Source organism: Trichormus sp. NMC-1, from assembly GCF_001858025.1.
In the GTDB taxonomy this organism is placed as follows: domain Bacteria; phylum Cyanobacteriota; class Cyanobacteriia; order Cyanobacteriales; family Nostocaceae; genus Anabaena.
Map to the genome: position 1 here is coordinate 108,312 of NZ_LZQD01000001.1, position 12,243 is coordinate 120,554.

Consider the following 12,243-nt stretch of genomic DNA (forward strand, 5'->3'; position numbering starts at 1 on the left):
GAGGTAGGGAGGTGGGGAGACGCGGGGACGGGGAGACGCGGGGACGCGGAGAGGAGGAGATGGAGAGACGAGGGGAGATAATTAAGAATTACTTCCACCCTGCCCCCTGCCCCCTGTCACCTGTCACCTGTCACCTGTCACCTGTCACCTGTCACCTGTCACCTGTCACCTGTCACCTGTCACCTGTCACCTGTCACCTGTCACCTGTCACCTGTCACCTGTCACCTGTCACCTGTCACCTGTCACCTGTCACCTGTCACCTGTCACCTGTCACCTGTCACCTGTCACCTGTCACCTGTCACCTGTCACCTGTCACCTGTCACCTGTCACCTGTCACCTGTCACCTGTCACCTGTCACCTGTCACCTGTCACCTGTCACCTGTCACCTGTCACCTGTCACCTGTCACCTGTCACCTGTCACCTGTCACCTGTTCCTTATGGTTTCCAGCCTGCTAGTAAATTAGGATAGGTTGTGGGTTTGGGGAAGATTTTTCCAAAACTAGCTTGACGTTGTTCCGGTTTTTCTTGGCTGATGTTCCAGAGAGTTTCGTAGAAGAAGAAGGAAACTCCGGCAAAATTGCGATCGCGCACTTTCTGTACTTGTGTCTGAATCTGTGACATGGGTACAGAACGATTTTTTAACCCACTCAAAATGCCAATACTCACAGGAATATGTCTTTTGGCTGCTTTCACTTCCGGGTATTCTAATTCGCTGATAAACACATTTAAGTCATTGCGATATATCTGCAAAACCAAGTCTTCAACTATTCCCATCCGTTCCCATTTCTGCCAGTCTGCTAAAAAGTATTCGTAGGAAAACCGCTGAGGATTAGGTGCAACAGAAACTATACAGTCTTTTTTATTAGCTTTGATAGCTGTGAATACCTGCTTCATGAAGTTGGTGATTTTGTTCGCTCTCCAGCGCACCCATTCTGGATCTTTCGAGTTTTTCGAGGGCGCTTTACCACGATGTTCTTTTTTGTAAAGTGCTACTGTGTAGGCATCATAGCCTAATTCTGATGGTAAGCCGAAGTGGTCATCAAATTGAATCCCGTCAATATCGTAGTTTTTAACGATTTCGACAATTAAATCTTGGATAAATTGTTGTACATCGGGACGAAAAGGATTGAGCCAAACACGATCATGTGTACCTTCTTTGATAATTTTACTGCCGTTGCTGCGGCTGGTAAGCCATTGGGGGCGATTTTTGGCTAAAAGGGAATCAGCAGGAGCCATAAAGCCAAATTCAAACCAGGGAATGACCGTTAAGCCTTGTTTATGTCCCTCAGTGACAATCTCTTGGAGCATATCTCGTCCTTGTAATCCTGGTGCGGGATCTAGAGATTTACCAATGACTTGAGCAGCAACTTTGCTAGGGTAAAGAGTATATCCCCAATTCCAAACAGCCGGATAAACAGTATTGAAGTTAAGATCATCTAAAGTTTGCAAAGACTTTTTCAAGCGTTGGCTCTCAAACAAAACATCGCTATCAATATTGGTTAACCACACCCCCCTTAACTCCGATGTTGTCCCTTGGGGAGAAGCGATTTGAGCTTTTAAGGGTAACGATAGCATCACCACAGTCATCATACTCATGACAACTATAGCCGCAAACAAACCTGACTTAATCCGTTGATGCATATGCCCATGAAATAATTTTTGATTCATAAATACACTGAGGGGATGGAAACCCTTGATTTTGGGACTAAGTAGGTTGGCGTTAAAAATTGTCGTTGGGATAATATACAGTATTTATAATTCTTTACACTCTATCAAAGGTTTAATTATTAAAATCTCCCCCCGTCCCCGCTTCAGCCTAATGATAAGTATTAAACCAGACACGATATAGAAATCCTTGCGGAGGTTGTGAACATCTTTTTCCTAGCCAAATTTCTCGCTGATGCAGCATTGCTTCATAACGGCGTTATAGATTAAGTAATGTATCTATAAAACCGGACTTGTTCTGGCTTGGTCTCAATAGCGAAGGTTTAGCGATGTTTACTTCATCAGAAACTCCTATAATTGCGGCAGTAGTGCTGGTCGCTTTCGGCATTTTGGGTTGGGGCTTTTATCGCGCCAGACCTTTTGGTAAACTGGGAATCTTAGCCTGGTTACAGTCGGTCGTATTAATGGCTCCTTGGCTGCTGTTTTTTGGCTTGTTTGCCGCTGGGATTTACATCAATATAGCGGGTATATTGTTATTGCTCGTGGCTTCTACTGCAATCTACATCTTCTTAGGTAGACAGTTACGCAACGCTGGGCAAGATGCCATTCTCAAGCAACGGGCAACGGAAAGACTAGCTGCGAATGCTTCACAGGAAGCCAATTCCCCATCAAATGCCAACAGTCAAGTACTAGTTGCAGAACTAAAACTGGACGCAATGACAATACCCGAAGAAGATTTGAGTACGTTACCCCTGTTTGTTTCTGATTAAGAGTTCCCGCCTTAGTCAAATTTCCATTGGTGGACGGGAATTTATGCCTATAAGTTTCCCTTTCATTTAATCTCTTCCAAAAGAGATATTTTTACGTTTACAGCCCCTATTGACTCGGCAATTGCGGCTTGATCGAGTACCATAGTCCCACATCCACACAGTAAAAAAATTTGCAAAATTTTTTCCGGATATGCATAAAATTTTGCGTTTATTGTTACACGTAATTATGTCAGCACTATGAATATTAAACTCGATAAGCACACTCCAGACAATCTGGCATCTTTATTTGTCCTTCTCATGGAAGAAGGCATGACCCCAAATCAGATAATGGCCGGTATTGTTCGTTTTGCGTCGGATACCAGAGAGCTAGAAGGAACAATTGTATCAGTTGATTGTCTGCAATTCTTGCTGGCCACCATGCCAGTAGATAACAGTGCTATGGGGGTGACAGAATATATCACATCCCTAGCAGCAGAAGGCGTTAGTACCTTAATGTTGTTGGATGCCTTGGGTTTTGCTTGCTATGTTCGTGGTTTGTTCGATTCTGCCAGCATTATTCGCTTGACTTATCAGAGATTGCAAGCCGATAAAATCATCTCACAAATGTTGCGCGATTAATCATTCATGACTAACCACTCTAATTCAGGAATTTTTCAGCAAAACCAAAAAAGGCCAAGATCAATGATCATGGACATAATTCAGCTTTTTTCTCAATCCTTGGAGGTGTCCATTGGATGAACTGCTTGAACAGTTGTATTTTGATGATGAGATTTTTAGCCAGTTGTAGTGAAGCGGCGAGAAAGCGCTCTTTATTGGACTGCTGCAACATTTAGGGCTGTTGTACAGTACTCCATCAACAACTGGCGAGTGGCTAAGAGTTCTAAGGGTTGGCGCCAATCCGTCCCTGGGAACAATCTTAAAGGCCTCTTTCTCTTTCTTGATATTTCCATTAAAACGGCAACAGAAAAATTTTGTCTGCCAAATTGCCAAAACTTCGGAGTATTAGTTTACCGTTGATATGATTGCATAGGTGGGGTGCTAAGGAGCGCCCCAATTTTTGTTTAAGAAGAGATAGACGGGGAGGACGCGGTGACGCGGTGAGTGGGAGACGCGGTGAGGTGGAGAAGATTCATTTGTGGGTTAAATTTAAGTGAGTTGATATAAGACCTCGACTCATATCTCTAATTCAGTAATTCAGTCGCTGATCTTTCAGGTGAGGTTTAACTCCAGTTGAAAGGTTCCCCCCCGTCACCACGTCTCTTCTTCCCCTCATATCTTCTTCCCCGTGTCTCTTCTCCCTCTCTCCCCCTCTCCACCTCCCCGCGTCCCCGCGTCAGTCCTAATGATAAGTATTCAACTGGACACTATATCTCTTGTCTCCTTTGGGTAAAATGGTTTTCTGCTGGGAATTTTGTAGTCTAAAGGAAACTGGGGAATTATGGCGCGTCTAGCCCTGCTGAGTGTATCTAACAAAACTGGTATAATTGACTTAGCCCGTAGCTTGGTTGAAGAATTTGGCTTTGATATCATCAGCAGTGGCGGAACAGCCAAAACGCTGAAAGATGCCGGAATTCCAGTAACAAAGGTTTCTGACTATACAGGTTCACCGGAAATTTTAGGTGGCCGTGTCAAAACTCTACATCCCCGCATTCATGGGGGTATTTTAGCAAGACGAGATGTGGCGGAAGATGTGACTGATTTGGAAAATAATCAAATTCGTCCCATTGATTTAGTTGTCGTCAATCTTTATCCTTTTGAACAAACGATCGCTAAACCGGGTGTAACATTAGCTGAGGCGGTTGAGCAAATTGATATCGGTGGTCCAGCTATGTTAAGGGCTTCATCGAAAAACTTTGCTCACTTGACGGTATTATGTGATCCTGCTCAATATGATGAGTATTTGCAAGAATTACGCCAAAATGGGGAAGCTTCTTTAGAGTTTCGCCAAAAATGTGCGTTAAAGGGATTTTTGCATACTTCTAGTTATGATAATGCCATTGCTGCCTATCTCGCTGGCAAGCAAACAGAGGAATATACTCTTTCGGGAAAACAAATCCAAGCTTTACGCTACGGTGAAAACCCACACCAACCCGCAGCTTGGTATCAAACGGGAACTACTCCCACAGGTTGGACGGCGGCTACTAAACTCCAAGGTAAGGAACTCAGCTACAATAATTTGGTAGATTTGGAAGCTGCACGCCGAATAATTACTGAATTTACGGAAAGTCCCGCAGCGACAATTATCAAACATACTAATCCCTGTGGTACTGCTGAGGCAGATACGATTTTTGCAGCTTATCAAAAAGCTTTTAATGCTGATTCTACTTCGGCTTTTGGTGGGATTGTGGCTTTAAACCGTCCTATTGATGCGGCGACAGCGACAGAATTAACGAAGACATTTTTAGAATGCGTGGTTGCGCCTGAGTGTGACGAAGAAGCGCAGGAAATTCTCACTAAAAAAGGTAACGTCAGAGTTTTGATTTTACCAGATTTGCAGAGTGGACTAAAAGAAAGTGTGAAAGCGATCGCAGGTGGTTTCCTAGTTCAAACAGTTGATGACATCATTGCTGACCCCAGTAAATGGCAAGTTGTCACCGAACGTCAACCCACATCTAGTGAATTGGCCGAATTACTATTTGCCTGGAAAGTTTGTAAACACGTCAAATCAAATGCTATCGTCATCAGTAGCGATCGCACTACCTTGGGAGTAGGCGCTGGACAAATGAACCGTGTCGGTTCCACAAAAATTGCTTTAGAACAAGCAGGAGAAAAAGCCCAAGGTGCATTTCTCGCTAGTGATGGATTCTTCCCTTTTGATGATACCGTCAAAGCCGCAGCCGCTGCGGGTATTACTGCGATTGTCCAACCAGGTGGAAGTTTACGTGATAAAGATTCCATCAAAGCTGCTAATGAACTAGGTTTATTAATGGTTTTAACGGGTGTTCGTCACTTTTTACACTAGACATCTCCGGAAATTAAATATGCATTTCCTGTAACCCTTGTAGAGACGTTCCATGGAACGTCTCTACAATCTTTTCTGGAGATGTCTACTAATTTGATCGAAAAGACGGGGTGAGGGGAGAAAGAGACGCGGTGACACCGGGAAGAAGAGATATGAGTCGAGGTCTTATATCAAGTCACTTAATTAAATCCACAAATGAATCTCCACCTCTCCACTTCACCGCGTCTCCCCCTCACCGCGTCCCCGTGTCTCTTCTTCCTCTCTTCACCGCGTCTCCCCCTCACCGTGTCCCCGTGTCTCTTCTTCCTCTCTTCACCGCGTCTCCTCCTCACCGCGTCCCCGCGTCCCAATCTCCCCGCGTCTGCTTTTTGTATTGTATGACAGACTAGTGCAGTTGTGAAAGTGGCACTTAAGATACTTATTCTTTAATTGAAAAGTGATAATTTGACCCTTGTGTGAGGAGTAAGTTGAAACGAAAAACGCTTGGGGTGGAAACACGGCAACACTCCCAGGCGTTTTTTATTTTCCCCATAAACGACATATTAAAATTACTAATATAAAAATGTTGATTAAAATACTTGCGGTTTTATTTAACTAGTGATATAGTCTATTTGTGTGAGGAGCAATGTTGAATATAAAAAGCGCTTGGGGTGGAAACACGGTAACACTCCCAGGCGCTTTTTATTTTGGCTAATTTTTATTTTGGCTAATAAATTCAATTCATCAAATTAGATTGTGCAGAAATTGCTTCCCACTCAGTTTCAGAAAGTGGTTGTATTTCTATTTGCATATTAAAACAATCACAGGCGGCGATAATTAAAGCTTCTATAATTGCTTTTCTATTGAGATTTTGGGGAAGTTGACTAGGGGTAAAAAACTCTTGAGAAAATACTTGACCAAATAAATCTAAATCTGGATTTAAGCAAATTGAACCATGTTGTAAAATTGCTTCACCTCGTCGGAGTTGGGCGCTACCAATGAGTTTAGAACCATCGGCTAAAACTAAATCTGCACCAGTTGCAGTGCCAAAACAGTTAGGATTGTGGATATAACCGCGCCCAGCTTGACCATAGTTTAACTCTACACCGAGCGATAGCCATCCTTGAATCAAAAACTCACAAATTTTTGTATAAGCTTGAAGACGACTGCCCATAATTCCAGATGTCACCACAGCATAGGTTAAATCGCCTTGGTGCAGCACTGCCCTTCCACCACTAGGACGGCGTACCAAATCAAGTTTTTCACCTTGCCAGATTAAATTTTGCCAAGATTCAGGATATTTTTTTTGATGATAGCCCAGGGAAATTGCAGGTGGCGACCAAGTATAAAACCGCAGCGTTGGAGGATGCTTTCCTGACTGGTGCTGTTCTAGTAACCAGTAATCAATTGCCATTTGCACATTACCAGCAGTTTCTAGTAACGGAATTAGTCGCCAAACCTGCTTATTTTGCAATGCTGTAGATTTCAATCTAAAATCCAAAATCCAAAATCTAAATTTGCCTAGGCTGCACCAAACTCAGCAACCAAAGCTTCATCATTATCATCAGCTATGGTGGCAACAATGGTAATTATGCGGGAAACTTCAGTAGGTGACAACTCTGCTAAAGTGCGTGTTGAGATGACAACTATCTGATTTTCAATAATGCCAAAACGAGCTTCAAAGGTACTTGTGCAATTCAACTCTAATAGATGGCGCATTAATTTGGGTTCATCTTTGGCGGGTAACTTCAGCACCGCAGACCACACTGTGATAGTATCTTCATCGGTTGAACCTGTGAGTTGTACGAATACTTCGACGCTGCCATATTTAAATTTCCACAGATAAGCACCGTTTTCGCTGTGGCTAACCATTGCACTGTTATCTTGTTCGAGAGTGCTAATGACGCTTTCAATTACTTCGACATGGGTGATATTAGTAGTTTCAGCAATGAGTTCATCAATTGATTCATCAGAAGTTAAGGTTTCTTGGTAAGTTGCCATACAGACTTATTCCTCAATATAGTTACTGCTTTAATCTACATCTACTTTATCTTTTGTAGGCAAGGTTAGTTTGAGTCACTATTCCCTATTCCCTATTCTCTATATCTAATCTAATTCTCGTCGTCCTTCCATTGCTCTAGCCAGAGTCACCTCATCAGCATATTCTAAATCACCACCCACAGGTAAACCAAAAGCAATACGTGTGACTTTAGTAAATGGTTTTAGTAGTTGTCCTATATATAATGTGGTTGTTTCCCCTTCTATACTGGGACTAATGGCCATAATCACTTCTTTGGGCTGTTGCTGACTGACGCGCCGTACTAAAGATTGGACTGTCAATTGTTCTGGGCCAATACCGTCCATTGGGGAAATTACCCCACCTAAAACATGATATTTACCTTTATACTCGCGGGTTTTTTCCAGCGCAATGACATCACGGGAATCTGCAACTACACAGATAGTTGTCTGATCTCGGTTGGGGTTGCGGCAGATTTCACATACAGGTTCAGCCGAGAGGTGATAGCAAACTTGACACAAGCCGATTTGTTTTTTTGCATCAATCAGGGCTTGTGCTAAGGCTTCTACTTCTGCTTCTGGGCGCTTCAAAATATGCAAAGCTAGACGCTGGGCGGATTTGGGACCGACTCCTGGTAGGCGTTGCAGTTGTTCAATTAACCGGGCTAAAGGGCGTGCGTAAACCGTAGTTTTGTCTCCTAGATGTTTTCACCTTTACTATGATGACATTTTTGGGAGGGTTTGGAGTATTTGTGGTGCGATAGCGCAAGCGCTGACTTGTCAGTTCGCAATGACAGTAGACATCGACCGAAGTTAAATATGCGTTTTCCAGAACCCTTGTAGAGACGTTGCATGCAACGTCTCTACATCCTTTTTCGGAAATATCTAATACATTGATGATTATTCAATTTCTTCACATCTAACTAACAACCGTTCCATATCCTCAGCTAAGGAAATCAAATCTTTCCAAGAGGAACCACTAACTAAACTTTGAGCGTGCGCTAAACGGTTTCGCAAGTGTTCAGATGATTTGAGGAACCTTTCCCCAAACCGCTTTGATTTCAGTTCTAGTTGCTGAAAAAGTTCTGGTTGATTCAATACCAATTCTCGTTTATCGCAAAATTGCAAATAATCTAATAAATCTGTAGCTTCATTTCTTTCCTGACTTTCACGCCATAATTTTTGAGCGGCTTCTAAACGGTCAGGTTTGAGGACTTTTTGCCAAGAATCTTGGGGATAATAAAGCCTTACCAGTCGTAATAAATTCATTTCTAGCAGCGTCACCAAGCCAAATAGTAACATTCTCACTGGTGCTTTTTGCAAGTCACCACAAGTAATAATACCAGTTACTTTATTACAGTCTAATACAAATAATCTTGGCGTTTGTTGCAGAATAGGAAACAACTTCATCAGTGGAGTGGAAATGGCGACTAGTTCTTGAGGATGAAACACCCGTTGATAGTCGCGGCATTTTCCAGATTTGCTTTGTAGTAATGTAGTAATTTCTACATAACCGCTGATAGTATTTCCTGTTTTTACCCCCACCACATCAAAATCCTGTAACTGCATCCAATCTAGTACTTCTGTTACATCTGCGTCAGCCGTTACAGCTTTTAATGGTTCGGCTACATATTCTATGGTGATACTGTTCTCAAATAAGCTTCGTAAATCTTGAGAACGAGACTTTAGCTGTTTCATCTGTCGTTAGCAATAAGACATCAGCAGGACTAGTATTTCATGAAAGTCTACATTTTTACTGTCCTCTAGATGTCATAAGCTGTCGGAAAGGGGTAGGCATCCTCATTTATCCCAAAGACAAATATTTACGTCGGACTACTTACACCCACAAAGATAGATTGTATGAATTTTTTTTAATCAAATGATATCCAAAACTTTATGCCAGGTCAGAATAAATATAAAAAAGGTTTGGTTAGCCACCAAACCTTCATACTAAATCCAGTGCATAACAACATCCCAAACTAATGTAACCTGTCTTGTTTTGCTGAAGCATCTTCCTATAGGATGTGTACAAATATCCTCAAAACTGATATGGTACTATGCTTTGATAGTTAAAAATATACCTGCGGTGAATCTAAAATCTAAAATCATTTGACACTTTTATTGGTGGCTATTTGGCATTTTGGCAGTTATCTATGACTGTAGGTTGATATATTCCAGAAATTACCAAGATGTTTTTAAGTTTTATACCACAGACGGACCTTATTCCGTCTTTTTTGTTTGGTTTTTTGGAATTTGGCACTTTGGCAGAAAATGGTAAAATATCTGTGTTACCTTCATAAAAAGAGTAAGGATTAATAATGGAAATAAACAATTAGTACGATCTAAATTGACGTTCTTGTTGTTGATTTCATTTGTGATCCTGACAACCTATTAAATTTTATGTGTGTTATTTTTGTTCCGTATTTACAAGGTGTATTACCACTTTCAAGCTATTAGTGTGGACGGGATAAATACCCGTCCTTTATTTTTGACAAATGTAGGGAATAAACAAATTGACTTCGCTATTATTGAACTAACTTTAGTTTAGAACAGAGCGAATTAAGAAACTAAAGTTAAACTAAACTGACTGTACCTTTCAGGGCAAAAATTTTCTCAATGATATCTTCTACGACTTTATCGGGTGTAGAAGCACCAGAAGTTATTCCCACAACTATTTCTCCTTTTGGTAACCAGTTTTCTGTGATCACCAACTCTCCGGTTAATTGACGATGTTCGATGGAATCAATTGATTTAATTCGCTCAACACTATCAATGTGATAGGAAGGAATATTCCAGTCAAAAGCAATTTGTTGCAATTGAGTAGTATTGGATGAATTAAACCCACCAATTACTACCATTAAATCGAGATTTTGTTCTACTAATTCCAACATGGCATCTTGACGTTCTTGCGTTGCGTCACAGATAGTATTGAAACTTTGAAAATGCTGATTTAATTCGGTGGGACTATATTTCTGCATCATAGTCCGCTCAAACAGTTTACCAATTTTTTCGGTGTCACCTTTGAGCATGGTAGTTTGGTTAGCAATACCCACTCGTTCTAAATCTTGATCAGGATCAAATCCAGCGGAACAAGCTTTAGCAAATTTCGCTAAAAATTCCTCACGGTTGCCACCATTAAGAATATAGTTAGTCACATATTCTGCTTCTTGCAAATTCAGCACAATCAGATATTTTCCTGCAAAGGAACTCGTGGCGACGGTTTCCTCATGCTTATATTTACCGTGAATAATGGAAGTGTATTCGCCTTTTTTGTGCTTTTCAACTGTATTCCAAACTTTGGAAACCCAAGGACAAGTAGTATCAACAATTTTGCAGCCTTTCTCATGCAAAATCTGCATTTCTTGAACGCTGGCACCAAAGGCGGGTAAAATGACCACATCACCTATATCAACAACAGAAAAATCCTTTATATTGGCTTCTACAGGGATAAATTGTACTTCCATTTCCTGCATTCGCTGATTCACAGAAGGATTATGAATAATTTCATTGGTAATCCAAATGCGTTCTGTGGGGAAGTGCTGACGAGTTTCATAGGCCATAGCAACAGCACGTTCTACACCCCAGCAAAAGCCAAAAGCTTGTGCTAGTCGGATAGTGACATCACCTCTTTGGAGAGTGTAGTTGCGATCGCGTATTTGCTGAATCAAGTTGCTTTGAAACTCAGACTGCAACTGGGTGGCGACTTCTGCTTGATGACCAAACCCTTTGCGATTGTAATTTTCTGAATGTTGGAGGCTACGTTTAAAAGCTTTGGTATCCATTTAGGTTTTGCCACTAAAATCACTTTTTCTTATTTTCTCGCGCGAAGGGGCGATTTAGATGGGTAAGTTCTAATCTATTACAAAAAACTCCCCATCTCCCCGTGTCTCCGCGTCTTCCCCATTAAATCCTCTCTCGAGCATTTCCTGACTGACTTTCTTGGGGCTGGGGTGCTAATGGCTTGTTGTTATAAATCTGCAATGCAGTCCGCCAGACTAGATAGCCTTGAGGATTGAGATGTAAGCCATCGGTAGTCAATTGCGGATTGAGATTACCTTGCTTATTGGTGAATAAGGGATGTAAATCCAGATATTTGATATCTTGTCTAGTTGCTATTTTTTGTAGTTCTTCATTCAACTGGCGGATGCGACTATTGGGAATAGCCAGCAATTTCTCCTTTCTTTCCCAAGTTGCTTCTTCTCCCCCATGAGGTAAAATCGACTGCACAAAGATTTGTGCTTGGGGATGTGTGTTTCGCAGATAACGGATAATTTGCCGCTGATTGGCTAAAATTTCTTCATCGCCTACTCCTCGAATCAGGTCATTAATACCAATCATGACTAAAATTGTTTCTGGCTGAGTGCGGTCAAATAAATCTAATCTTTTCAATAGTCCATCGCTAGTTTCACCGGATATGCCCTGATTTAGCCAAGTTCTGTCTTCAGGTAATAACTCAGGTGGAAACCACAAACTCAGAGAATCCCCAGCTAGTATGGTTAAATGCTGAGGAGGTTTGGATGCAGCTACCTTTGCTTCTTGTTTGAGGATATCTAACCATTGCCGATAACTGAGTTTATGGCGGGGGCCTAACTCTGGTGCTACCGATGGAGTTGTACTGTTGAGGTTGATTGGTGCTGCGGAAGTTGTGGTTGCAAAAGCAGTGGTCAATTTCTGCTGTCGCCAAATCAGCAGGATGACGGACAACATCAGGATGCCATTGGTTATCAGTAAGAAAAATCCCCAGACAGGAAATGTTTTTACAGGAGTGGACACGACTAAAAAATTAAAAATTAGAAATTCAAAGTAATTTCTGTGGTCAGTCTGATGGCGAGTAAGTTAAATGTACATCAG

General features: G+C 41.7%; 10 protein-coding genes and 1 pseudogene. 4 read left to right on the forward strand and 7 right to left on the reverse strand.

What is annotated here, in order from left to right:
* Positions 1 to 11: 11 nt before the first annotated feature.
* Positions 12 to 464 (forward strand): hypothetical protein, encoded by a 453-nt coding sequence (locus A9Y75_RS28940; protein ID WP_201788379.1) that lies wholly within the window; start codon positions 12 to 14, stop codon positions 462 to 464.
* Here the strand turns inward: A9Y75_RS28940 and A9Y75_RS00540 are convergent.
* Positions 436 to 1,668: a glycoside hydrolase family 10 protein gene (locus A9Y75_RS00540; protein ID WP_071187230.1), complete on the reverse strand. Its 1,233-nt coding sequence runs from the start codon at positions 1,666 to 1,668 to the stop codon at positions 436 to 438. The genes A9Y75_RS28940 and A9Y75_RS00540 overlap by 29 nt on opposite strands.
* A gap of 326 nt (positions 1,669 to 1,994) precedes the next feature.
* Here A9Y75_RS00540 and A9Y75_RS00545 point away from each other — a divergent pair.
* The 3 genes and pseudogenes from A9Y75_RS00545 to purH all read left to right on the forward strand — a co-directional run.
* Positions 1,995 to 2,414 (forward strand): annotated as a pseudogene (locus A9Y75_RS00545) (site-2 protease family protein); the annotation flags it as partial.
* Positions 2,415 to 2,672: 258 nt separating this feature from the next.
* Entirely contained in the window at positions 2,673 to 3,053 is a 381-nt protein-coding gene (locus A9Y75_RS00550) for a hypothetical protein (protein ID WP_071187234.1), read from the forward strand.
* A gap of 820 nt (positions 3,054 to 3,873) precedes the next feature.
* Positions 3,874 to 5,397, forward strand: coding sequence for a bifunctional phosphoribosylaminoimidazolecarboxamide formyltransferase/IMP cyclohydrolase (purH, locus tag A9Y75_RS00555; RefSeq protein ID WP_071187236.1), 1,524 nt, complete (start codon positions 3,874 to 3,876; stop codon positions 5,395 to 5,397).
* A 715-nt stretch (positions 5,398 to 6,112) separates the two neighbouring features.
* Here purH and A9Y75_RS00560 read toward each other — a convergent pair.
* From A9Y75_RS00560 to A9Y75_RS00585, 6 genes are all read right to left on the reverse strand, one after another.
* Complete coding sequence (locus A9Y75_RS00560) at positions 6,113 to 6,850, reverse strand: biotin/lipoate A/B protein ligase family protein (RefSeq protein ID WP_071188774.1); 738 nt, start codon at positions 6,848 to 6,850, stop codon at positions 6,113 to 6,115.
* A gap of 47 nt (positions 6,851 to 6,897) precedes the next feature.
* Positions 6,898 to 7,377 carry a YbjN domain-containing protein gene (locus tag A9Y75_RS00565; protein WP_071187238.1) on the reverse strand — a complete coding sequence of 160 codons (480 nt, stop codon included), beginning with the start codon at positions 7,375 to 7,377 and terminating at the stop codon, positions 6,898 to 6,900.
* A gap of 105 nt (positions 7,378 to 7,482) precedes the next feature.
* Positions 7,483 to 8,040 (reverse strand): recombination mediator RecR, encoded by a 558-nt coding sequence (gene recR / locus A9Y75_RS00570; RefSeq protein WP_236721347.1) that lies wholly within the window; start codon positions 8,038 to 8,040, stop codon positions 7,483 to 7,485.
* A 252-nt stretch (positions 8,041 to 8,292) separates the two neighbouring features.
* Complete coding sequence (locus A9Y75_RS00575) at positions 8,293 to 9,090, reverse strand: hypothetical protein (RefSeq protein ID WP_071187242.1); 798 nt, start codon at positions 9,088 to 9,090, stop codon at positions 8,293 to 8,295.
* A gap of 875 nt (positions 9,091 to 9,965) precedes the next feature.
* Positions 9,966 to 11,174 (reverse strand): 4-hydroxy-3-methylbut-2-enyl diphosphate reductase, encoded by a 1,209-nt coding sequence (locus A9Y75_RS00580; protein ID WP_071187244.1) that lies wholly within the window; start codon positions 11,172 to 11,174, stop codon positions 9,966 to 9,968.
* 121 nt (positions 11,175 to 11,295) lie between these two features.
* Complete coding sequence (locus A9Y75_RS00585) at positions 11,296 to 12,165, reverse strand: SGNH/GDSL hydrolase family protein (RefSeq protein WP_083389458.1); 870 nt, start codon at positions 12,163 to 12,165, stop codon at positions 11,296 to 11,298.
* Between the last annotated feature and the right edge of the window lie 78 nt (positions 12,166 to 12,243).